27 protein-coding genes are annotated in these 22,775 nt (G+C 44.5%); 16 read left to right on the top strand and 11 right to left on the bottom strand.

What is annotated here, in order from left to right:
- Position 1 precedes the first annotated feature (1 nt).
- Both MKY98_RS24805 and MKY98_RS24800 read left to right on the top strand, forming a co-directional pair.
- Positions 2-1,396 carry a hypothetical protein gene (locus tag MKY98_RS24805; protein ID WP_069010968.1) on the top strand — a complete coding sequence of 465 codons (1,395 nt, stop codon included), beginning with the start codon at positions 2-4 and terminating at the stop codon, positions 1,394-1,396.
- A 27-nt stretch (positions 1,397-1,423) separates the two neighbouring features.
- Positions 1,424-1,570, top strand: coding sequence for a hypothetical protein (locus MKY98_RS24800; RefSeq protein ID WP_023990839.1), 147 nt, complete (start codon positions 1,424-1,426; stop codon positions 1,568-1,570).
- A 64-nt stretch (positions 1,571-1,634) separates the two neighbouring features.
- Here MKY98_RS24800 and MKY98_RS24795 read toward each other — a convergent pair whose 3' ends face one another.
- The 4 genes from MKY98_RS24795 to MKY98_RS24780 all read right to left on the bottom strand — a co-directional run bounded on the left by MKY98_RS24795 (position 1,635) and on the right by MKY98_RS24780 (position 3,641).
- Positions 1,635-2,042, bottom strand: a complete 408-nt coding sequence (locus MKY98_RS24795) for a hypothetical protein (protein ID WP_239645242.1) — start codon at positions 2,040-2,042, stop codon at positions 1,635-1,637.
- Positions 2,026-2,370 (bottom strand): hypothetical protein, encoded by a 345-nt coding sequence (locus MKY98_RS24790; protein WP_029518635.1) that lies wholly within the window; start codon positions 2,368-2,370, stop codon positions 2,026-2,028. The genes MKY98_RS24795 and MKY98_RS24790 overlap by 17 nt, the downstream gene beginning before the upstream one ends.
- Positions 2,371-2,559: 189 nt before the next feature.
- On the bottom strand, positions 2,560-2,916 hold the full coding sequence (locus tag MKY98_RS24785) for a hypothetical protein (RefSeq protein ID WP_208332577.1): 357 nt from the start codon (positions 2,914-2,916) through the stop codon (positions 2,560-2,562).
- A 368-nt stretch (positions 2,917-3,284) separates the two neighbouring features.
- Positions 3,285-3,641: a hypothetical protein gene (locus MKY98_RS24780; RefSeq protein ID WP_029518634.1), complete on the bottom strand. Its 357-nt coding sequence runs from the start codon at positions 3,639-3,641 to the stop codon at positions 3,285-3,287.
- A gap of 82 nt (positions 3,642-3,723) precedes the next feature.
- On the opposite strand from MKY98_RS24780, the gene MKY98_RS24775 reads away from it, so the two are divergent.
- The 12 genes from MKY98_RS24775 (at position 3,724) to MKY98_RS24720 (ending at position 15,421) form a co-directional block, all read left to right on the top strand.
- Entirely contained in the window at positions 3,724-5,187 is a 1,464-nt protein-coding gene (locus tag MKY98_RS24775) for a lipase family protein (protein ID WP_069012573.1), read from the top strand.
- A 39-nt stretch (positions 5,188-5,226) separates the two neighbouring features.
- Entirely contained in the window at positions 5,227-5,523 is a 297-nt protein-coding gene (locus MKY98_RS24770; protein WP_069012572.1) for a WXG100 family type VII secretion target, read from the top strand.
- A 32-nt stretch (positions 5,524-5,555) separates the two neighbouring features.
- Complete coding sequence (locus MKY98_RS24765; protein WP_029518632.1) at positions 5,556-5,867, top strand: hypothetical protein; 312 nt, start codon at positions 5,556-5,558, stop codon at positions 5,865-5,867.
- A gap of 401 nt (positions 5,868-6,268) precedes the next feature.
- Positions 6,269-6,613 carry a hypothetical protein gene (locus MKY98_RS24760; RefSeq protein WP_029518631.1) on the top strand — a complete coding sequence of 115 codons (345 nt, stop codon included), beginning with the start codon at positions 6,269-6,271 and terminating at the stop codon, positions 6,611-6,613.
- A 174-nt stretch (positions 6,614-6,787) separates the two neighbouring features.
- Positions 6,788-7,861 (top strand): ABC transporter substrate-binding protein, encoded by a 1,074-nt coding sequence (locus tag MKY98_RS24755; RefSeq protein WP_029518630.1) that lies wholly within the window; start codon positions 6,788-6,790, stop codon positions 7,859-7,861.
- A complete protein-coding gene (locus MKY98_RS24750; protein WP_069012571.1) occupies positions 7,861-8,790 on the top strand; it encodes a nucleoside hydrolase in 930 nt (309 codons plus the stop codon). Before MKY98_RS24755 ends, MKY98_RS24750 begins: the two co-directional genes overlap by 1 nt.
- 27 nt (positions 8,791-8,817) lie before the next feature.
- A complete protein-coding gene (locus MKY98_RS24745) occupies positions 8,818-9,639 on the top strand; it encodes an ABC transporter permease (protein ID WP_013312457.1) in 822 nt (273 codons plus the stop codon).
- 6 nt (positions 9,640-9,645) lie between these two features.
- Positions 9,646-10,434, top strand: a complete 789-nt coding sequence (locus MKY98_RS24740; RefSeq protein WP_013312456.1) for an ABC transporter permease — start codon at positions 9,646-9,648, stop codon at positions 10,432-10,434.
- 16 nt (positions 10,435-10,450) lie between these two features.
- A complete protein-coding gene (locus MKY98_RS24735; RefSeq protein ID WP_069012570.1) occupies positions 10,451-11,509 on the top strand; it encodes an ABC transporter ATP-binding protein in 1,059 nt (352 codons plus the stop codon).
- 28 nt (positions 11,510-11,537) lie between these two features.
- Complete coding sequence (locus tag MKY98_RS24730) at positions 11,538-13,265, top strand: adenine deaminase C-terminal domain-containing protein (RefSeq protein WP_029518626.1); 1,728 nt, start codon at positions 11,538-11,540, stop codon at positions 13,263-13,265.
- A gap of 365 nt (positions 13,266-13,630) precedes the next feature.
- The gene (locus MKY98_RS24725; protein ID WP_039271713.1) at positions 13,631-14,107 is read left to right on the top strand and encodes a Dps family protein; all 477 of its coding nucleotides are present in this window, start codon (positions 13,631-13,633) and stop codon (positions 14,105-14,107) included.
- 150 nt (positions 14,108-14,257) lie between these two features.
- Positions 14,258-15,421 carry a nitric oxide synthase oxygenase gene (locus MKY98_RS24720; protein ID WP_208332579.1) on the top strand — a complete coding sequence of 388 codons (1,164 nt, stop codon included), beginning with the start codon at positions 14,258-14,260 and terminating at the stop codon, positions 15,419-15,421.
- 25 nt (positions 15,422-15,446) lie between these two features.
- Here the strand turns inward: MKY98_RS24720 and MKY98_RS24715 are convergent, their stop codons facing one another.
- Positions 15,447-15,608: a hypothetical protein gene (locus tag MKY98_RS24715; RefSeq protein WP_176715742.1), complete on the bottom strand. Its 162-nt coding sequence runs from the start codon at positions 15,606-15,608 to the stop codon at positions 15,447-15,449.
- A gap of 120 nt (positions 15,609-15,728) precedes the next feature.
- Between MKY98_RS24715 and MKY98_RS24710 the strand changes: the two genes are divergently transcribed.
- Positions 15,729-16,187, top strand: a complete 459-nt coding sequence (locus MKY98_RS24710; protein WP_069012080.1) for a hypothetical protein — start codon at positions 15,729-15,731, stop codon at positions 16,185-16,187.
- 69 nt (positions 16,188-16,256) lie between these two features.
- On the opposite strand, the gene MKY98_RS24705 is transcribed toward MKY98_RS24710, so the two are convergent.
- From MKY98_RS24705 to MKY98_RS24685, 5 genes are all read right to left on the bottom strand, one after another.
- A complete protein-coding gene (locus MKY98_RS24705) occupies positions 16,257-16,694 on the bottom strand; it encodes an AbrB/MazE/SpoVT family DNA-binding domain-containing protein (protein ID WP_029518622.1) in 438 nt (145 codons plus the stop codon).
- A 187-nt stretch (positions 16,695-16,881) separates the two neighbouring features.
- On the bottom strand, positions 16,882-17,601 hold the full coding sequence (locus MKY98_RS24700; protein WP_039271709.1) for a 3-ketoacyl-ACP reductase: 720 nt from the start codon (positions 17,599-17,601) through the stop codon (positions 16,882-16,884).
- A 119-nt stretch (positions 17,602-17,720) separates the two neighbouring features.
- Entirely contained in the window at positions 17,721-18,572 is an 852-nt protein-coding gene (locus MKY98_RS24695; protein WP_069012081.1) for a DUF4097 family beta strand repeat-containing protein, read from the bottom strand.
- 4 nt (positions 18,573-18,576) lie between these two features.
- Positions 18,577-19,128, bottom strand: a complete 552-nt coding sequence (locus MKY98_RS24690) for a DUF1700 domain-containing protein (protein ID WP_069012083.1) — start codon at positions 19,126-19,128, stop codon at positions 18,577-18,579.
- Positions 19,121-19,450: a PadR family transcriptional regulator gene (locus MKY98_RS24685; protein ID WP_029518618.1), complete on the bottom strand. Its 330-nt coding sequence runs from the start codon at positions 19,448-19,450 to the stop codon at positions 19,121-19,123. The genes MKY98_RS24690 and MKY98_RS24685 overlap by 8 nt, the downstream gene beginning before the upstream one ends.
- A 381-nt stretch (positions 19,451-19,831) precedes the next feature.
- Here MKY98_RS24685 and MKY98_RS24680 point away from each other — a divergent pair, with 381 nt between their 5' ends.
- Positions 19,832-20,365, top strand: coding sequence for a DUF6985 domain-containing protein (locus tag MKY98_RS24680; protein ID WP_069012084.1), 534 nt, complete (start codon positions 19,832-19,834; stop codon positions 20,363-20,365).
- Between the two features lie 87 nt (positions 20,366-20,452).
- Here the strand turns inward: MKY98_RS24680 and metE are convergent, their stop codons facing one another.
- Entirely contained in the window at positions 20,453-22,771 is a 2,319-nt protein-coding gene (gene metE / locus MKY98_RS24675; protein WP_069012086.1) for a 5-methyltetrahydropteroyltriglutamate--homocysteine S-methyltransferase, read from the bottom strand.
- Positions 22,772-22,775: the final 4 nt, after the last annotated feature.

The raw sequence follows: 22,775 nt of genomic DNA, 5'->3' as shown, positions 1-22,775 counted from the left end.
CATGGGATATCCAATCATCAAGTATAATGGAACGGTTTTATCTCTTAAAAATCCAAAAGTTAAAGTTGTACAGAAAATGAATGAGCATGTGAAGGTCGTTTTGACAGGTGTATTAACGGATGCTCAAATGGAAGAATATACAGATCATATGGAAGCAGGGGCGAAGTTAGTTGTTTCTTATATGAATGACGATCATAAACAGAGTGTGCTATTTCGAGGGCTAGTCACGCAGTTCAGAATCAAGATGGTATCCAATGTAGCTCATTTGGTTGTCGAAGCTCTATCTTATACATGCCAGATGGATGAAATACCTCATAGACAATCTTTTCAAAATGTAAAGATGAAGCTGCAAGCATTGCTTGAACACGTGCTCAAATCCTATCCCAAAGCCAATTGTACGAGCCGGTTGAAGGATCAACTTTTACAGGAATTTACGATGCAATTCGACGAAACAGACTGGTCGTTTCTGAAACGTATAGCGTCTCGGCTCGGTTGGGGACTGATACCTGATCCGATTGGTGAAAAACCTCAGTTTTATTTTGGATTGCCGGATGGCGTCAATCAGCCTGAGCTCAGGCAGTATAACTACTCCATGACGAGAAAAACCAAACCAGGAGCCAGCAAGGATGACAACCTTCTATATTATAAAGTACAAACGACAGGGGCTAGAGATGTCCTGCTGCAAATTGGGGCGGAGGTTAAATTTAAAGGGAAAGCTTTATACGTCCTGCAGTCTGTTGCGTTTATACGACATAGTGCTTTGTGGCATGAATATGTGCTGACTACAGCGGATGGAATGAAACAGGATTTGATTGTAAATGAGGACATTCGGGGCATGTCATTGAAATCCAAGGTCATTGGAATCGAGCAGGATCATGTGAAGGTTTTCTTTTATGAAATGGATAAGGTCAAGCCTAACGTCAAGGAAACCTTCGCTTTTCCAACGGCTACATTTTATACATCGGAAGGGAATACGGGATGGTACTGCATGCCGGAGCTGTTTGATTTTGTAGATATCTACTTTCCGACCTCTAAAGAAAAAGACGCTATTGTGACCCACTCGATCCGAAAGAGATCCAAAGGCGGTGACTTTATTAAGGACCCATCGACGAAAATCTTTATGACCAAGTACCGCAAAGCCATTATATTTGAGAAAAATGAAATTTTAATCACGGGGAACGACGATGAAGTGGTGATTCGACTGCTGGATGACCATGGCATCGAATTGCGGAGTAAAAAGGACATCCGTGTTAAGGCTGATGGAAATTTGGTATTCAATGCGGGGAACACAATTCAGGTCACCGCGAAGGATGCTATCGGTTTAAAATGTAAAACGAGTCTGGTAGAAATGGATGGTAACATCAAAATGACTGGAGAAAAGATAAAGACGCAATAACTAAAATCAACAAGAGAGGGTAAACCAATGGCTAAAGTAACTACAGGAGCAATCGTAAACGAGAAACCGCCAACCCAGGAAGATATGATTCAAGAATGGAAACGTAAAATAAGCAAAGGCGAATATCCTTTTATTCATGTAACTAAGCATAGCACCAAAGGTGAAGAGCGCTAAATATGACTAACGACGACTGGAAGAGGCCCCTAAGGGGCCTTTTCTGCAATCATGGTTCAATATTCTACTTCTTTTTAGGATTCCTACTGTCGATGAACCAAGCAGGTCCTAATACATCTAGGACTTCTTTTTTTTCAAAATCGTAAGCAATGGATATCGAGTGACCTTCATGTCCTTTTATATAGCCGATTAGATAAATCGTGTTATTAACATAGCTACCTATATAGTCATAACTCTTAAATATGAAATCTGCCCTATAGTATTCCTTAATGTACTCTTTTCCAATAGGTATGCCTGTCCGAACGATTTCTTCTTTTTGGCATTCGATGCGTACTGCATGTAAAAGAAAACTCCTACCAGAATGACAAGTGATATAAAGACAAAAAGCCATAGTTGTTTCTTTTTCAAGTTGAAGTATTCTCCTTAAAATTGAGCTAAATATGCTATAAGCTTTCTTAGGAATAAGGTGCATTCTTATCTATAACCTTACTATTAATAAACCAATCCGGTCCCGTAACATTGACGATTTCTTTTGAGTCCAAGTCATAGGATATCCTAATTAAGTCTGTATCGTTTCCTTTTATATAGCCGTAAAGATGTACTCTTGCAAAGACACTGTTTTCTTCAATATTGTAATTTTTTAATACGAAATCCGTATTATAGTGAGTTTTAATATATTTGATACTGACAGTAGTAGCAGACTCCACTACCTCTTCCTCTTGAGCGGTAGAAAAACCACAACCGCCCAGAATGGTTAATATTATGATGAGAACTGTGCAACATTTAAGGATTGTGTTCATTTACGTAACATTCCCCTAACATGCTATTTATAATTTAATGTGAACTACAACCAGAATGCAGTGAACAATGACGTGGTTCTTATTTTTGTTGCAAATATCTCTCAGTAACAGGAAGTATTTTAATGATATTACTTCTTCATATTTAGGAAAAAGTCATCTGTTAGAGGGCATTTGAATACAGACTTGATTTTAGAATGGCGGAACAATTTTATTAGGATTCCTACTGTCGATGAACCAATCCGGTCCAGTTACGTAGAGTACCTTTTTTTTCTTATAGTCGTAATTTAGTGAGATTATCTGACCGTCATGTCCTTTTATATAGCCACGAAGATAAACGGTAGAGTTAACATAGCCGCCAATAAAGTCGTAATTTTTGTATATAAACTCGGCATTATAATGTTTTCTAATGTATTCTTTTCCAATAGGTATGCCAGATTGGACGTACTCTTCTTTTTGTACATCCTCCGTATATTGCATGTAACAAAAGATTCCAACGAGGATTGAAACTACTATAAAGATGCTTCCCCAATCCTTTTTCTTCTTCAAGTTGAATTCTTCTCCTTAGTATCTCCTGACTATAAACTCATAACATTACTGCTTTTTATAATAATAGTAGGATAGCTCATTTATTTAATAAAAGGATTAGCTCGGTACAACGTTTAAAAATTGTGTTCATATACGCAAATCTCTTCTAACATACAGTTACAAAGTCCTAATCGTTATTAGGTATGAACTGCGACCCAAAATGCAGTAACCAACGACTTTATACTTATTTTTACTTTCAACTATACCGCAAGTAAACAGGAAGTATTATAATGATTTCACTTCCTTAGATTGGAAAAATATATTCTTGAACTGGAATGAATCATATGTGTTTTTTTTTTTTTTTTTTTTTTGCATACAAATCTTGATATTTAAAATGGTGGAACATTCTTTTTAGGGTATCGACTGTCAATGAACCAATCCGGTCCGGTTACACTAAGCACTTCTTTTTTTTCAAAATCGTAAGCGATAGATATCGATTGATCTTCATGTCCTTTTATATAGCCGATTAGATGAACCGTATTATTAACATAGCTACCTACATAGTCATAACTCTTAAATATGAAATCAGCCCTATAGTATTTTTTGATGTACTCTTTTCCAATAGGTATACCTGTTCTAACGGCTTCTTCTTTTTTTATATTTGATGCGTAGTGCATGTAATAGAGAGCTCCTATTAGGATGAAGAATAAGATGAGAGCAGTAACCCAAATTTTTTTTCTTTTCAATTTTTAGATGCTCCTTTTTTGAAAGTATCAACTTTTTCTAACTTTATAATATATTAGGTGATTAGACAAGGTGGGGTAATAATTGCAGTATATTAGTGAAAAAACATACTGGAAGATAGCAGATGAGGCTTACCTATTGGATATTGATCCAAAGACTTATAAAAATGAAGATATTCCTGGTTGGAGGGTTGTTGATTTAGACGAAAAACTATTACATGACACGAACGGTTCTGGATTTGATGCGACCGTTTTTCACAATGAGAATAGCAATCAGGTGATCATAGGGTATAGGGGTACAGAACCAGGAGGAAGACCACTATGGAGTAGAGCGATGGACATAGGAACAGACATCAACGACGTCGTGGGTGGACGAGCAAAAAATTTAAATCAAGTTCACGATTATTATGTAAATAATCAAGAAGAGATAAAAAATTCCCCCCCACAGGTACAAAGTTCATTTCATCAGTATGAGGCCCAGTATCAGGATAATCAATTTACAAAAGCTCAAACACTGTACGATGAAGTGAAGAAGAAGTACCCCGCTGCCGAAATATCTACGACAGGTCATTCTTTAGGCGGTGCAGAAGCAGAATATGTTGCAGTGAAGAATGGTTTATCATCTGTGAGTTTTGCTGCTCCGAGCATTGTACATTTATTGCCTGAAGATCTTCAAGAGAGGGTAAAAGCAGGAGAATTCAAGAAGACTAATGTGGCTTTTGCCCATCCCGGAGATAGCGTTGGTGGGGGAGCCACTAAGGCTAACCAACATGTGGGGGAAACGTATCATATTGGGAGTGATTATAAGACTGCCAATGTAGCCAAGTTTACTATTCCTGTTTCAATTCCCTTGGAAAGAAAAACCGAATTGGAAAGACTAATTCTTGGCCCAAAATGGACTCCTATTGTTTATGTTCCGATTACATTGCCTATGATACAGCAAGATGCATTCACCAAATTCTATAATTCTGTATTAGGTGGAGAGAACACTCATAGCATGGGAAACTTTACGTTTGATGAAAATGGCAATATCAGCAATCCACTGTACACGATGGACGGTCAATTGGTGGAAGGCAATCCACGGGTGCAGGCATACGAGCAAATGCTGGCCGCGCGAGCAGAGCTCAAGGAAGTCATGGGCGATCTGGTTGAACGCTATGGGGGACAAATGGGGGCCTTCGGGCAGTTTGCTGCTACTGCACTGGGTGTGAATTTGATGGGAGCAGGACAACAAGATGGTCGCACTAATGGTGGGGCATATTTTGTGGGCAACAAAAATGGAGGCACAATTCAATTAACACCTGAGGAGCTAAAGCATGCTGCTAATCAGATGCGTTCTAGCTTGCATGGATTTTCCAGTGATACCCGTGCGTCCATTCAGTTATTTCAGGCTCATATTGGGACAAGTGAAAGTCAGTCTTTGACCCCGCTTGCGCATAGTGCTACGGCGACACTGGATCGGATTAATCGCTGGTATCAGGAATCGATTACAGAGATAGCAGAATATATAGATCGTAAGGGCCAGGAATTTACGATGGTGGATCAATAAGAAAGAGCAGCTGGAAGAACACAACGGGAGGCGAAAGAGATGAGCAGAATATCTTTGAGCCTGGGGGATCTGCGTAAGGCTGTTCAGCAATGCGAGCAGCTAAAGCAAAGACTTCAGCATCAGGAGCAGCAGATGAAAAATATATATGGTAGGCTGCATGAATGGCGGGGAGAATCAGCTGCTGAATTAACACGTAAAATGGAGGTGTTTCTCCAAGGAACCACGGTACGAATACAAGAATTGGACGAGCATAAAGAGCAGTTGAAACGTTATATTCGGAAAATGGAAGAAGCTGATCGGCGTGAGGAGAGACGCAAGCGGGCTGCACAATGGTGATACAGACGGACTGCAATAGTTAGGAGAACATCATGAAAGATCAAAATGCATTTGTCATTTTACTTATATTGAATATCGTTTATGGCTTAACGTTATTTGCCTATCCGGCCATGCTGATGGTGGTCGCATTTTCTTTCGATGCACCAACAGCTGGAGATTATCTCAGCAATTATATTTTTGCCTATGTCATAATGAGCTACCCGATAGGAATATTCATATCTTGGATCTGTTGGTACTTTTATCATCGTTATGCTTTTAAGAAGGCATATATTATTGCTAACTTTATGCTGCTGTGGCCGGCTACTCTTGTAGTGTCCTCGTGGATTCAATCGGCTTTTTCTTGAAGGGGTTCCCATCTGGCCAGTCAGCTACATAACAAAAAAACCGTACAATCGCTAGGGGACTCCCGCGGGGTACGGTTAAATGCATTTAAGTAAAAACTACATATATAGTAGAAGGAAAAAAATTTCCTCTGGAATGACGACGATAAAACCCTTGGCCAGAGATTTACCGGAGTCTACTTTAAAATTACCCTGTGGGCGAATATAGCAGCGTTCGGAAGCTTGAGGATGAGTTAAAAAAGGTGTAAAAATGTTGAAAAGCTACAAAGTTCGACATATTGTTCGCTTTTTCGCATCATATGTGATTGGATTAGGGATTTTTGTTTGCTATTTATCGTATATTTATGTATAATCTATCGTGTTGAAAGATTGATTGTACGTAATATGCTGATGAGGGTGGGTTCATGACGCTGCTCGACAGTAACGAAAGCAAGAAGCGGATGTGCCAGATTTACAATGAAGTTTCAAAGGAACTGTTCGGCTTCGGGACCACGCTGCTGCGGGCCACCGTTGAGAACAACATTGTTACCTTTGTGGCGAAGCACCGGCGTTCTCCACGCTCGGCGGCATTGGAAGTGGAAGCCCCCGGCTTGAAGCTGGAAGTGGATTTCCGAATGTCCATGCTGTACAAGAAGAGACTTCGCGAGAAGCTGATTGAGGATATGGAGCTCGATATAGATGCTTTACTGCGTGATTATGATTCAGCAACGCAGTGGGCTATTACGAACATCATTCTGAAGGAGTCCTAATAAAATTGGATATTCGGCTTTTCGCTTCGGATCTATCTGAGGGGAGAACCTGTTATAACGCGCAGCGGGATCAACTTATTCTTTGTTTACGAAGAAAAGTATTCTTGTTTTACAAGAGTACTTTTCTTTTTTGTGTCATAAGGTGTGCATAATAAAAAATAGGGGGAGTTTCATATGAAGAAATGGTTTAAAGGGTTTATGGCTGTGACCTTGGCATCCGTGGTACTGGCAGGTTGCGGCAGTAATGCTACTGGCGGTCAGACAGATGGAAAAGATGGTTCAGCTGATGGGAAAAAGAAACTAGTTATTTCCACATGGGGCTTTTCCGAGGACTTTTTTAACAAAGAAGTGTACGAGCCTTTTGAAAAAGAACATAACGTTGACATCGTGGTGGAAATTGGAAATAACGCGGAACGGTTGAACAAAATCAGTCAAGGCAGCACAGATGTCGATCTGATTTATCTGTCTGATTATTATGCTCAACAAGGAATCCAACAGGGATTGTTTGAGAAGCTGGATCGCAGCAAGGTGCCGAACCTGAACCAAATTTATGATATTGCCAAAGCACCGCTGGGTGAGGAGTATGGTCCTGCTTATACGGTCGGGCGTCTCGGTATTGCCTATAATCCGGAGCTGGTGAAAAAGAATGTGACCTCTTGGGCTGATCTGTGGGGAACTGAGTTCAAAGGAAACGTGACTTTGCCGAATATTACGGCGACTGCGGGACCGATGATGGTAGATGCAGCCTCCAAGGTAGCGGGTAGTAAGGAGTTTAATGAAGACCAAGCCTTCGGAAAACTGAAAGAGCTGAGTCCGAATATCGTTAAGTTTTATAGCAAAACGTCCGAGTTCGTGAACATGTTTAGTCAACAAGAAATTGCGGGCGGTCCGATCATGGAAATGTACTTCAAAGATTTGCAGGCGGCTGTGCCAGGAGCGAAATTTGTAGCTCCTAGTGAAGGTGCATACGCAGTAATGAACACAATTAATGTAGTGAAAGGCTCCGACCAGAAGGAACTGGCTGAGGAATTTATCAACTGGCAGCTGAGTAAGGAAGTTCAAGAAAAGTCTGCCAAGGCGAAGGTTGATTCCCCGGTGAATACGCAGGTGGTACTGTCCGGTGCGGATACAGAGGGAATTACGTACGGTACAGAGGTAGTGAACAAGCTGACCAAGCTGGATATGAAGTTCGTTAACGATCATATCAAGGCATGGACAGATCGCTGGAACCGGGAAGTTGCACAATAATGAAGAAGGTTATATTAGATGTAGATACGGGCATTGATGATGCGTTGGGTATTTTACTAGCCGCCAAAAGTGGTCAGCTGGATATCCAAGCGATTACTACGGTATGCGGTAATGTTTCACTTAAACAAGCAACATTGAACACATGCAAAATCCTCGACCTTTTGGATAGACCGGATATTCCGGTTTATCGGGGGGCGGAGGCCCCCTTAATACGTAAAGGCCTGCACGAGCATCGTGTCCATGGAGAAGACGGCATTGGAGGCGCACTGAGTGGAGTAGTCCCAGCCATGTCTGCGTCCGAAGGTTTTGCATCGGATATCATTATTGACACCGTGATGGCTCACCCGGGGGAAGTGACGCTCATTTGCACCGGGCCACTCACCAATCTGGCACTGGCGCTGCTGAAGTGTCCCGAACTGACGGATCACGTCGATGAAGTCATTTTTATGGGCGGTGTTATTCACGGGTGCGGCAATATTACACCTGTAGCGGAGTACAACATGTATGCTGACCCTGAAGCCGCACGAATCGTATTTCATGCGGGATTTGGTCGGTTGATACAGGTGGGACTGGATGTAACACGGAAGGCTCTGCTGACTGCCGATCATATTGCTCGTCTGTCCCATCCTGGAATTCGTAATTATGTAGCTCAAAGCACGGCCGTTTATACCAAGCGTTATGAAGAACGCAACGGGGTAAAGGCGTGTGCGCTTCATGACCCGCTTGCCGTGGGTGTCGCATTGAATTCGGGGTTAGTCGATACCTCGTCGTTGTATGTCGACGTGGAAACCTCCAGTCGTATATGTGACGGACAAACGGTGGGCGATGTGCAGAACCGCCTCAATCATAGCCCCAATATGAATGTATGTGAACAGGTGGACAGCGAAGCTTTTCTGGAGCTATTTATCCAGGTGCTGAATAAGGAATAACATTTTGATAACCGCAAGGAGCTACCCATGAAGAAAACATACTTGTATTGGCTGCTGCTGCCAGGTCTGCTCTTTCTGGCGGTGTTCATGGTCATTCCGATTGTGTTGACGATCGGTTCGACCTTCGTACAGAACAGCTCATTCACCCTAGAAGGCTATCTCCATTTCTTCAAGGACCCTTACTTTCTGAAAATATTGCTGACTACGCTGGAAGTCAGTGTCGTAACGACACTCGTGTGCGTATTACTTGGCTTCCCGACGGCTTATTATATTTCGCAAAAGGCCCCGCGTCGTAAAGGGATTTTGTTAGCGCTGGCTATCTTCCCCTTGTTGACGAGTCCGGTGGTGCGGTCATTCAGCTGGATGGTCATTCTGGGTCGCAAGGGACTGTTAAATAACGTGCTCATCGGTTTAGGACTTGTAGATGAGCCGCTGAATATTTTGTATACTCCGGCAGCGATGATTATTGGTCTGGTTCATTTGTTTTTACCGCTGATGATTATTTCACTGATTGGTGTACTCGAAAATATCGACGGTGATCTTGTTCATGCTGCTCAGAGCCTCGGGGCCTCCAGATTCAGCGCATTTCGTAAAATCGTATTTCCGCTGTCTGTGCCTGGCCTGATCATTGGAAGCATTCTCGTTTTCGTGGGCAGCCTGACTGCATATACGACACCAGCACTACTTGGAGGAAAACAGCGGGTTATCGCTACATTTTTGTATCAGAACGCGATGACGCTAAACGACTGGTTTTTAGCTTCTGTTATTGCAACAATTATGATTGTTATTACATTTATCGTGGTCGGTCTCTTAAATAAGGCGGCCCATAAACTCAATCCGAAGGGGTAGGTGGATATGCGGGAGAAACATTACGGACTAGGCTTCTTTAGCCTGCTGGTCTTCATCTTTCTGCTCGGTCCGCTGTTGATCATATCGGTCACTTCTTTCGAGCCGGGCACGGTATTAAAATTCCCTCCGCAGGGCTTTTCCTTGCGCTGGTATGAAAATATTTTTGAAGTGGATTTGTTTATGTCCACGTTCAAAACGTCCATTGTGGTCTCTCTGCTAGGCAACATCTTGGCACTGCTGATTGGTATGCCTGCCGCCTATGCGCTTAGTCGTTTTTCGTTTCGTGGGAAGGATGCGCTGAATGCTTTGTTCCTTTCTCCGTTGCTCATACCGGGTATTGTGCTTGGTTTTACACTGCTGCGCTATTTGATCATAGTTTACCATTTACCAGTATATGCTGGACTATTGATCGGACATACGGTGATTATGTTGCCGTTCATTATTAGAGTCATTGCATCCAGTTTGTCTAACTTTGATTTTGCGATTGAGGAAGCAGCGCTTAGTTTGGGGGCTGGACGGCTGGAAACCTTTTTCAAAGTGGTTCTGCCCAACATCCGCTCAGGCATTATTGCGGCTATCCTGATTGCCTTTCTGGAATCATTCAACAATGTCGACATTTCCGTCTTTATGACAGGACCGGGCTTCAGCACCCTGCCCATTCAAATGCTGACTTACGTCGAAAATTATTTTGACCCGACGATTGCGGCGATTTCGGTTATGCTGATGATTTTAACCGGTATCCTGATGTTCTTGATTGAACGACTGATGGGATTGTCTTACTTCACTAAAAGGTAATGGAGGCTTCAACCTTATGGCACTGCTTACTCTGGATCGCGTATCGGTCGCTTATGACAACCAACTGATCTTGCAGGATTTCGATTTGCAGCTTGAACGGGGGCAATTGCTCTCGTTGCTCGGACCGAGTGGTTGTGGCAAAACGACCACACTTCGTCTCATTGCAGGATTTCTCGAAGCTAAACAAGGAACATTTTTGTTTGGCGATAAGGATTATACTCGGGTTCCGGTGAATAAACGGAACTTCGGCTTTGTATTTCAAAGTTATGCACTCTTTCCGCATTTGTCTGTTTTTGATAATGTTGCCTTTGGTTTGCGGTTACGCAAAGTAAAGGAAGATGATATAAAGCGCCGCGTTATGAAGATGCTGGGAACGGTTAGCCTGGGGGGATTTGAAAAACGTTTCCCCGGTGAATTATCAGGCGGACAGCGTCAACGTGTTGCGATTGCGCGAGCGCTTGTGATTGAACCCGATCTGCTGTTGTTTGATGAACCTCTGAGTAACTTGGATGCTAACCTGCGTGTAAATATGCGTGTGGAAATCCGCCGTATTCAACAGGAACTGGGCATCACTACCGTGTATGTATCGCATGATCAGGAGGAATGTTTTTCGATTTCTGACCAGGTTGCGATTATGAATAAGGGGAACATCGAACAATTAGATGCTCCATCGACCATTTTTAAATATCCGACGACCGAATTTGTCGCCCGTTTTATTGGGTTTAATAATTTTCTAAGCTTTGACGAGCGTACTGAAGAAGGGGATCGTATTCGACTGAATACAGGTGATCTTTCATTCGGCGTAGCGCGTAATCAGGGTACGGCCCAGCTGGGTGCTCGTCAGGGCGCTATTCGTCCGGATGATTTGGTCATTCGAACAGAAGGCAGCGAGACAGGAGAAAATGAGCTCCCCGGTATTATTAAGGTAAGTACTTACCTGGGGCGTAGCTATCAGTATGTGGTAGAAACGGCGAAAGGCAACTTTACGGCTAATCAGGAAATGGATACGCCCTACCTGAGTGGTCAGCGGGTTACCCTGCATTTTCCGGCAGATAAAATGGTGCTGGTCCAATAATCAGCGGGTTCGATGAAGGAGATACATCATGCGTGCAGACAAAATGATTTTACAAGTTAAGGTGTATAACAGTTACTACAAGACGTTCGAAGAAGGTAATGTAGCTATACTTGATGGCAAGTTTATGTATATCGGTCAGCGTGGTCTGGAGTCTTTCGAGGCTGCTGAAATTGTCGAAGGGCACGGGAAATATATGATTCCCGGCCTGATCGACATCCATTTGCATATCGAAAGCACAATGGTGACACCGGCAACCTTTTCCTATGGACTGATTCGCAATGGGATAACGACGATTGTACCAGAACCGCACGAAATGGCGAATGTTTTCGGATTGGAAGGCGTCCAGGAAATGATGGAAGCCAGCAAGGATTGCGTGGCTGATATGTTCTACGGCATCCCAAGCTCCGTCCCGGCAACACCGCTCGAAACCTCAGGAGGCGAGATCGGTATTCCCGAGATTGATGCGCTGCTGCAAACGGGTGAAATGATCTGCCTGGGTGAAATTATGAACTATGTGGATGTCATTCGTGATCCGGAGAGCAAGACGAATCGCATCTTACGCCATGTTCGTGAGCACTACCCGGAGCTGATCATTGAAGGTCATACGCCACAGTTGCTTGATCTGGACCTGCATCAGTTGATCTATGCAGGGATAGGCTCAGACCATACTCACCAAAGTATTGAAGGTATGAAGGCGCGGATGGCTGCCGGGATGTTTATTGAAATCCAGGAAAAATCCATGACCCCTGAAGTGATGGACTATCTTATTCAGGAAGATGTGGCACAGCATTTTTGTTTTGTAACGGATGATGTGATGCCAGACTCTTTCGTAGAGCGAGGACATCTAAACCATATTGTAAGTAAAGCAATCGGAATGGGCATGAAGCCTGAGGATGCCATTTATGCAGCTACGTTTACTCCTGCTGCACGGATGCGTATGCATGACCGCGGAACCATTGCACCGGGGAAAATAGCTGACTTTGTACTGCTGTCGGATCTTGGTCAATTTGATGTGGAGCAAGTCTATAAGGACGGACTCAAGGTATTCGATAAGTTCGAGGAATACCATCAAGCACCAATAAAATGCCGCTTCCCCGCCCACTTTTATCAAAGTGTGAAGCTCAATCCGCTCACGGAGCAGGATTTTACTGTAAAGATGGATGTAGCTGATGGCACACATCAATGCCGTGTTATGATGGTCAAAGATGGCTCTACTTTTACAAGTGAACGGATTGCACCTGCACAAGTAGAGCAGGGGGAACTGGTATGGGAACATGGTGAACATGGACTGATTGCTACGTTTGAGAGGTATGGAAAGAATGGCAACCGTGCTTACGGTTTGATCGGGGGAGATACGATTAAACGTGGGGCAGTGGCAACCACCTATTCGCACGATAACCATAACTTGCTGGTCGTAGGGCATAACAAGCAAGATATGATACTGGCAGCGAATACGGTTCTTGCCAGCCAAGGTGGTTTTTGCGTGGTTGAAAATGGCAAGGTGCTGTCCCATTTGCCTTTAACCGTAGGCGGGATCTTAACAGAAGGACCGCTGGAAATGGTTGCGGCGCATGTGAAGGAGCTGCGTTCAGCCTTGCTGTCGCTGGGCTACCGCCATTACAATCCAATCATGTCGCTGAGCACGCATTCTTTGCCGGTCAGCCCGGCCTTGAAAATTACCGATCACGGCCTGATTGATGTAAATGCTGGCAAGGTTGTACCTTTAATCGTGGAAACTTCAGAGATGCAAGAATAATAAAAGAGCCGACCCTCTTATGGGCCGGCTCTTTTTTGATGCTTTAGCAGACAAAGTTAACATCTTCTATCCTCCTATTGATGTAACCTATGTATAAAAGATAAACAAGTCTTGATTCTGGGTACCCGATTGCATGTAGAGTTTGCTTTACAATTAGTTCATGTAATCTTCATGATTAAAATCGAATAAGGACTTGAAAAACATCGTCACAGTGTTATAATTAAAACAGGATTTAGATTAAGTCTAAATTAATTGATTAAGATTTATTAGATTGACGCATGGAATTTTGAAGAAAATCAGACACTACTGCTAACGAGCATCCAAGCTTTACACCAACTATATTTGAACGAGAGGGGATTTTAAACATGAGTACATTAAATCATACGAACGCACCTACACAAGAGGCTATTCAAGAATTGCACAAGGCATTGAATCGTCAGGTAGCTACCTGGTCTGTATTGTACACGAAACTGCATTATTTCCACTGGTATGTGAAAGGACCTAAATTCTTCACATTGCATGCTAAATTTGAAGAACTTTACAATGAAGCAACAGCTAATCTAGATACGATTGCTGAACGATTGTTGGCTATTGGTGGCCGTCCGGCTGCGACCTTGAAGGAGCATTTGCAACTTTCAGCTATTCAGGAGTCCGCAGGTGAGCAGACAGCTGAGGATATGGTGAAGTCCGTTGTTGCTGATTTTAAAACCATCACCGTTGAGCTGGCTAATGGGATGGAAGCAGCGGAAGCGGCACAGGATAAAGCGACAGAGGATCTTCTTAACGGCTTAAGAGAAGCAATGGATAAACACATCTGGATGCTGAGTGCGTATTTGGGATAACCCATTGGTATAGACTTCCATGTATATGGAGATCAGGTGAACAAGACACACATCCCGTTGGTTCCACTCTGCCACTGGAGTATAATAACGAGAAGGCGTGGAAGACCACAGGCTCTAGAGTCATAGAGATGCCGGGATGGGGTGTGTGTTATGGAAGTGAAACAACAGCTTTTGCATGAAGCGGAGCAGTATATATATACATGTTATGAGGAGCTGGGCCGAAGCCGCGATGAAGCGGAGGCCCGGCTTCTTAATATTCGTCACGACATAGAGACTACGGGAACGTATGATCATACGTACGAAGAGCTGGAGCACGGGGCACTTATGGCTTGGCGCAATAGCAATCGTTGCATCGGTCGCTTATTTTGGGACAAGCTTTTGGTCAGGGATGCGCGGGGCGCGTCAGATGCAACGGAAGTGGTTCGCGAGCTCTTGGAGCATATACGCATAGGAACGAATGGCGGTAAAATTAAGCCAACGCTTACTGTATTCCGCGCCTCCAAGCCAGGGCAGCCGAATATCCGCATCTGGAACCATCAACTCATTCGTTACGCTGGATATGAAACCGATCAAGGGGTCATCGGGGACCCGATCTCGGTAGATTTTACCAATGCTTGTAAAGACATGGGCTGGCAAGGAGCGATGACCCCTTTTGATATATTGCCACTGGTTGTGGAAGCAGGCGGGCGGCCTCCCGAGCTATATGATATTCCTGAACATTTGGTAATGGAGGTGGCCATTGAGCATCCAGAAATCTCGGGTTTCGCTTCCTTGGGATTACGTTGGTATGCTGTGCCTATGATTTCGGACATGACGCTGGAGATTGGCGGTATTATCTATACAGCGGCTCCCTTTAACGGCTGGTATATGGGAACAGAAATCGGCGCCCGCAATTTTGCGGATACCTTCCGCTATAATATGTTGCCACAGGTGGCTAAGCTGATGGGGCTGGATACGACGAGTGAAACAACGCTTTGGCGTGATCGGGCGCTGGTGGAATTGAATATTGCTGTGCTGCATTCTTTCAAAAAGGCGGGAGTCAGCATTGTCGACCACCATACCGCAGCGGCACAATTCAAGCTGTTTGAGGAACGGGAAGCCAAGGCTGGACGCGCACTGACAGGCAATTGGACATGGCTGATTCCCCCGCTATCCCCGGCGACAACGCATATTTTTCATAATTCCTACGATAATCGGCTTGTGAAGCCGAATTTCGGAGTTCAAGAGAAGTCGTATATGTCGAGACAGGCTAATACAGTATCAGATACAGTGCTTCAGCAGAAACGCCAAGGCTGTCCTTTTCATTCCGGATAACGATGGGAATGACCTGATTGCTGCATTAGGACTCGAGCTTATCCCATGCAACGATAAATAGGGTAGCCAGTGGTCCTATTAATAGGGAGAGAAAAAACCAATTTAGCCCGCTCCGATTTTTGGATTGTGCCAAGCCGGCATTAATCAGGGCAAGTGTTCCCCACCCTACATAATAATCTTCTGACATGGTATTCTCCTTTGTAAAAAGGTATAATATCGTACTGTGTATGGTATGAACACATCCATGATTTCATGAATTTAGAGTAAATATACCTTTATATATTCTGGTTTGAGGAGCGAAGCTAAGTTGGAAAGATATCAGGCAGAGCGCATTGTCGCTGAGCTTTTGGAACGGGCTGCTATAGGTGTGATAGTCAAGCTGGAGAAACGTTTTCCTGGCGGAAGGCTGATTGGGGGTAAATATGCTATGAATGCTCACGCCATTACCATGTATACGGACGTTATCGAAACACAGTGTTTACAGATGTTCGGCAGCATTGATCGAGTTGAGGAGTATTTTACAGTTGTGCTTGCACATGAGATTGGACACGCCGCCGATACGGAATTAGTGGACCTCTCCGATGCGTTGGAGCAAGAGAGTGGGATAGGGACCCGGCAACGACTTGCGCTGCAAATTGAAGAAAACGCATGGAATTATGCGCTTGGGTTGGTGCCTGAAATAGATGCAACGTTTATTTCTGCCGTAATAGACGAGTCCTTGCTGGCCTATCGGGTCCCGATTATGGAGCAGTCTGACATTGCGTAACAAAGATGATCCGAGAGCCGTCAGGCTCTTTTTTTGTTGATTAAAACAGACGAGATTGGGTCGGATGATCTAAAGGAGTAGCTTTTTAAGCTGCGACACGCGTCCCTGGGATAGTTCGAGCATTTCGGCTAATTCTTTTTGAGATACATTTGGGTGCTCCTGCATGAGCTGTTTTAGTTTATTCAGGAGATCATTCTGATTTCTGTAACTCCTTCTTTTCTTGGGCTGGACAGGACGTGCTTCACTCAAATGACTAGAAGGATTATCGCTCTTCAGATTTTCAATACAACTTTTACATATCAGATGATCCCTGAAATAGCTCAAATGATCTACGGCACCACAAAAATAGCAAGAAACCCCCGTATACTTGCGAATCATCAGTCCCTCTGGGGTAATAAAAAAATCGAGGGCATCTCCAATATTAATATTCATAGAATTGCGCAGCTCCTTAGGCAGCACAATGCGGCCTAAATGGTCTAATGGCCGTGTCATTCCTGTGTTCTTCATCATTTTTCCCCTTTCCTGAAATGCGCTTATAGTTGTAGGAATTGTATGTATATATGCTGGAAGTACAAAGCGCTTATATTACAGTTTGTTTTGGTATAGCTATGCTGAAAAAAAAAGCTCCGGCATGACGAACAATTACGTCTGCCGGAGCATTGTACAGCCAATGAATCTAAGATGTCATGTCGAACTACTGTGGGTTGGTTGTCCAAATACCGGCTACTTTTAATTGAACTCGTGGAGGCAGTTTCAATGTGGCTAATGTCAGATCGGCCAAATCCTGCGGTTGAAGCATGCGATCCTCATCACCAATAGGTAATCCTGCGTTTGCCGCCAGTTCTGTATTGACAGTGCTTGGAGTCAGCGCGGTGACGCGAATGTTAGATTTGCGAACTTCCTGCATCAGTGCTTCCGTGAAGCCCATCAAAGCAAATTTGGATGCGCAATATGCTGAGCCTGTTGCAAAACCCCGTTCTCCTGCCGTCGAGGAAATATTAATAATGTTTCCGCTCTTTTGCGCCAGCATGCTTGGAAGCACAGCATGTGTGACATAATAGGTTCCCATCAGGTTTACGCGAATAATACGTTCCCACTCTTCGGGGTCCATCTCCGCGACTGTGCCAAAGGTAGCAATGCCTGCATTGTTGATCAAAATGTCGACAGCGCCTAGCTCATGTTCCAGTGAGGCTACAGCGGCAGCGGCCTGTGAGCGATCCGATATATCTGCAACAGCACTCACCACTTTCACACCGTATGTACTCCCCAGTGAATCCTGCAGCTTTTGCAGGTCAGTCAATGTGCGTGAAATTAATCCCAGGTTAACGCCTTCCTTAGCTAAAGTTTCGGCAATTGCTTTACCGATTCCTTTACTGGCTCCTGTAATAATAGCTGTTTTATTCTTAAGTTCCATCCAGTCTCCTCCTTATTAATCTATAATGTGGTTGTGCATCTGGGCACATGGTTACATTATACAAGGTTAAACTCATTGAACCAAACTTCGCCTCTGATGAGGCATTCATTTAGAGGTCTCTATTTGGAAATATAAATATCCCCTGAAGTGGTTTCGACCTTAATCACGTTCACACTACCGGGAACAGATTCGGGAGTATTGATACTCCCAGAGTCAGAGCGGACATTATAAACACCTTTAAAATCGGGAGCTTGCTTAATCTTCACGTCACCAGAATCAGCATTCACTTCCAAGTTGGCTACGGCACGTTGCGTAATATTTGTCTCCCCTGAGGTTAGGGAAATAAGGCCATTACCGCTATAATCACGAATGGTAACATCACCTGAAGTAAGCTTTAACTCCATATCTGCTGCAAGCTGACTGGCTGTAAAATTGCCGGATGTTAAATTTGCGATCAGGTGGGTACTTTGGAGGTTTGTAATCTCGGCAGTGCCTGAAGTAGCGGTGATGGAAGTATTCTGCACGGAGGCATCCTGAAGTTTTACATTCCCTGAATGTGCATCTACCTGTAGGTCAGTTAGTGTTTCACTAGAGGGCATCTCTACGGTAATCGTTTGATCCAAATCAGGAGTGATCGAAAAGAATGACAAGGAAGGGGCCGGCTCCGATTGAATGGTAAGCTTACCGTTCTCAATTTGGGCATTATGAATTTGGTCGGCTACCTTTGTCTGAACTTCTCCACTAATGCGTATTGTACCTTGGTCGCCAGAGCCAGGAGTAAACAAAATAGAGACATCATCAGAGCTGTCCACTTTCAGCTTCTGTAGCTGACCACGTGTAAACGTCCATTTTTTGTTAATCGCAGTTGTTTCCTTCATGACTTGTTGACTCCATGGGGCACCGTAAGCCACCATTCCGGCTACACCGATGACAATGCACAGACCTGCTGCAATAAACCACTTTTTATTCATGTTGTTAGTAAGCTCCCCTCAGGGTAGTCAGATTCCATTTCCAGTATCGTACAGTGCCCCTGACCATAAGGAGTAAGAGATAACGTACTCCAGGCAGCAGCAATAGACCTATACCCGTCAACGTGATAGAGAAAAAGAATTTGACCGGGTAAAAGGTGCTGTTTAGCGCATAATCAGTAACGGCGAGAAGGGGGGCTGCAATGAAGCTGACCGCTACCACGGTCAATGAAACCCATACTACCCATAGGGTAGCCATAATCGGGATGGAGATCAGCAAGTTAAGAAACAGTAGCCCTAAGAAAGTAAAAAGATTGCGTGCGAAGCTTCCCTGGCGAAGCGGAGGAGAAGCGTTCCAGGCTGCATTGGGATCATCCAACGCTTCTCGGGCAATATCCTCGGGGTTACCCAGCTCATGGGCAATCTCACTTTCGCTTTTGCCATTAACCAACCCGTAGTCAAAATGCTGGCTCAAATCACTAAGCAGCTCATTGCGTACCTCTGCAGGGAGAGGAGAAAGACGCTGTTCCACCTCTGTAAGAAACTGTTTTCTATTCATCGGAATTTCCTTCCTCCAGTAGGCTTGCGACATTATGGACAAAATCATTCCATTCCCGCGTAAGTATTCTTGTATAATGACTGCCAGTATCGGTCAGCCGATAATATTTGCGAGGAGGCCCCTCGGTCGATTCCTGTAAATACGTTGTGCAGTATCCTTCTGATACCAGACGGCGAAGCAGTGGATATAGGGCTCCCTCGGCTACTTCAATATGACGGGAGACGGCTTGCGCCAACTCGTAGCCATAACGGTCTTTGCGTCCAATTAGAACGAGAACGCACAGTTCCAGTACCCCTTTTTTGAATTGGATGTTCACATTCACGAGCGGTGCTCCCTTCCTGGATGTTATCAATAATTCATAGGTGTCGTTCGGAATAAGGGAAAGAAACGTGTGTTTGTGCATAATTTGTCACGGGTACTAATTATAGAACAGTAGTCAGGTATAATTTAACATCATGTACTGATTAATGCAAGGTACTAAATTTTTAATAATAAAATATTTGTGTCAAAATGGACAGATTTCCTTCCTTGGAGGCTTTATTGAGTAGCGAATGTTGTAGAAAAAAGTATTTTTATTTGGGAATTCATCGAAATATGGCTGGAAGCACAGATAGGATGCCGCTTTAATTTCATTCATTAAAATGATAGATTGTAAAGTATTCAATACGGTTAAAGATACTTTTTATGAAGAGGTGGGTAAAGGATGGATTGGAAACAGTGGTATATGGAACTGGAACAGGATGATGAATCTTGGGATGTATCTGAGGAGATTGTTCTGCGTGGTGTAGTACAACTTAATTTTTGCGGGCAACCCTCGGAAGTAGAAGTCGAATTTATCGTGGGAGCCGACTCCGAAGAACAGGCACAGACGATAGAAGAACCTACACAGTTGCAAAAAAAGACATGGGAGCAGTATATGGAATATTCATCAGCTATTCATCCTCAAGTGTTGGAATCCATACACCATCATTATGCTGGCATCGTGGAAAAGTATCGGAATGCTTACAGTACATGGGGAGAGGACCCGGATGAATATGCGCCTTATGTGGAGCGGCCGGAACAATTGTTGAATCGAATACAGCTTATGTCTATATTGATTTCCGACTCATCGGCAAAGGATGAACTGTATTTGAATTTTAGTTGTTCCTGGGATCGAGAACATGGCTTAGGCGTACATATGAAGCAGATGAAAATGGAGCATATTCAAGGCGCTTATACATTATATGACCTAGAATAAATCCCCTTCCCGGGCTTTTAGCAGAAAGGACCGGAAAGGGGAACAGAATATGTTGAAAATGAAGGCGTGATTCGAAACGATAAAAAATTAGTTGGATACAGCCAATGCAGCCCGGGCTGCTTGAGCGGCTTGTACCATTTGTCGCAAGGCGGCGACAGATTCCTCTTTGGTGCGGGTTTTCAGACCACAATCTGGATTAACCCAGAACAAATCTGATGGCAGTACGCGCAGGGCACGCTGGATCATGCTTAGCATTTCAGATACATCGGGGATGCGCGGACTGTGGATATCGTACACGCCCAGACCGATGCCTTTGTCGTATACCTGATCTTCAAAGCTGACAATCAGTTCTCCGTGGCTTCGCGAAGTTTCAATAGATATAACGTCGGCATCCATGTCGGAGATGGACTGAATCATATGCTGAAATTCGGAATAGCACATATGCGTATGGATTTGGGTCGCAGGTTCAACGGTGGCCGTGGTCACAAGGAAGGCTTGAACTGCCCAATCCAGATAGGCTTGCTGTTGTTCTTTTTTCAGCGGAAGCCCTTCACGAATTGCGGGTTCATCGACCTGAATCATGCTGATGCCCGCTTGTTCCAGTGCCTCTACCTCTGCCCGTAATGCCAGAGCCAATTGTAAAGCAACTTGGCTACGCGGAATATCATTGCGTTCAAAAGACCAGTTCAAAATGGTCACAGGGCCTGTAAGCATTCCCTTAACAGGCTTGGAAGTTAACGATTGAGCGAATGCCGTTTCTTCCACAGTCATGGGCTGATCGAAGGAGACGTCTCCGTATATAATCGGCGGTTTGACACAGCGGGAGCCGTAGGACTGCACCCATCCGTTTTGTGTAAAAGCAAAGCCATTCAGCTTTTCGCCAAAAAATTCAACCATATCGGTCCGCTCAAATTCCCCGTGTACAAGCACGTCAATGCCAATGTCCTCCTGAATATCAATCCATTCCTTGATTTGCTGTTGGATGAACGTCCGGTATTGCTCGGCAGACCATTCTCCTTTGCGATAGTGCAGGCGGGCCTTGCGGATCTCGGCGGTTTGCGGGAAGCTACCAATGGTCGTCGTAGGCAGTGGAGGCAACTTCAGCTTATTTTGCTGAATCTCACGACGCTCGGCGAAAGGAACGCTGCGTGTTAGAGGCTCCTTTGCCAGCAAGTCAGCCAGATCGTCAGCTGTTTGTACGCGTGCCGCTGAGCTGTTGAAACGGGCTACCGCATCTGCACTTTGTCCAAGCTTGGTGAGTGCGGATGGATCGTGTTTGCCAAGTGCAGCCGTCAGGACGGCGATTTCCTCAAGCTTTTCATCGGCAAAAGCCAGCGCTTGCACCAGTTCTCGATCCAGCTTGTGCTCTGCTTCCAGACTGACTGGCACATGCAGCAGACTGCATGATGGCTGTACGATAAGCTGCTCGGCAGTGGTCTGTTCTGCTAACTGACCCAGCAGGGTAGCCACAGCGTTAAGGTCGCTGCGCCATATATTGCGCCCGTCAATGACCCCAGCGCCCAGCGTTTTTCCTTTAGGGAAACCATACTGCAATATATGCTGGAGATTTTCGCCATCATCATACACAAAATCAAGACCCAGTCCCTGTACCGGAAGTGCGGACAGACGCTCATAATGGTCCAGGCTGCCAAAGTAAGTTTGCAGCATTATATTTAAAGAGGGCGCAGCTTGGGCCAAAGCTTCATAGACTTCCTGAATAATGTCCAGATCCTCTACTGGGAATGAGGTGGTCAGGACAGGTTCATCGATTTGGACCCACTGAACACCTTCTGCTGCTAGTTCAGACAGGACACGGGTGTATAAAGGCAGGAAGGTTCTTATAATAGAAGCAAGCTCCTTGCGATCATAGCCTTTGGAAAGGGTAACGAATGAATAGGGGCCGATGAGGACCGGTTTCCCATCAATGCCTAGCTCTTGTTTTGCTTCACGATAAGCCCGTAAAGGTTTATTTTCAGTGAACACCGGGACTGCGTTTGCCAATTCAGGAACGATGTAGTGATAATTGGTGTTCATCCATTTGGTCATTTCACTGGCGGTTGCTCCCTTCTGTCCACGAGCGATCCCGAAATACACGGACAGAGGAATCGGACCTGCGGGACGATGGTTGAACCGTTCGGGTACGAGACCAAACATCACAGATGTATCCAGCATGTGATCATAATAGGAGAAGTCTCCGACAGGAATGCGATCAATCCCCTTGTCACGCTGCTTGCTCAGATGCTCCAACCGTAATCTTTTCATTTCCGTTTGCAGTTCGCTTTCGCTAATACTGCCGTTCCAGAAGCGTTCCAGTGCTTTCTTCCATTCCCGGTTTTCGCCGATACGCGGATATCCTAGATTACTGCTAATTAAGCCGGACAATTCAGGCCATTCAATGACGGACATGTAC

The organism is Paenibacillus sp. FSL M8-0228 (genome assembly GCF_038007385.1).
Lineage (GTDB): Bacteria > Bacillota > Bacilli > Paenibacillales > Paenibacillaceae > Paenibacillus > Paenibacillus polymyxa_D.
Note: the sequence above shows the minus strand (reverse complement) of the source record. Positions and strands in the feature narration are given on the sequence as shown.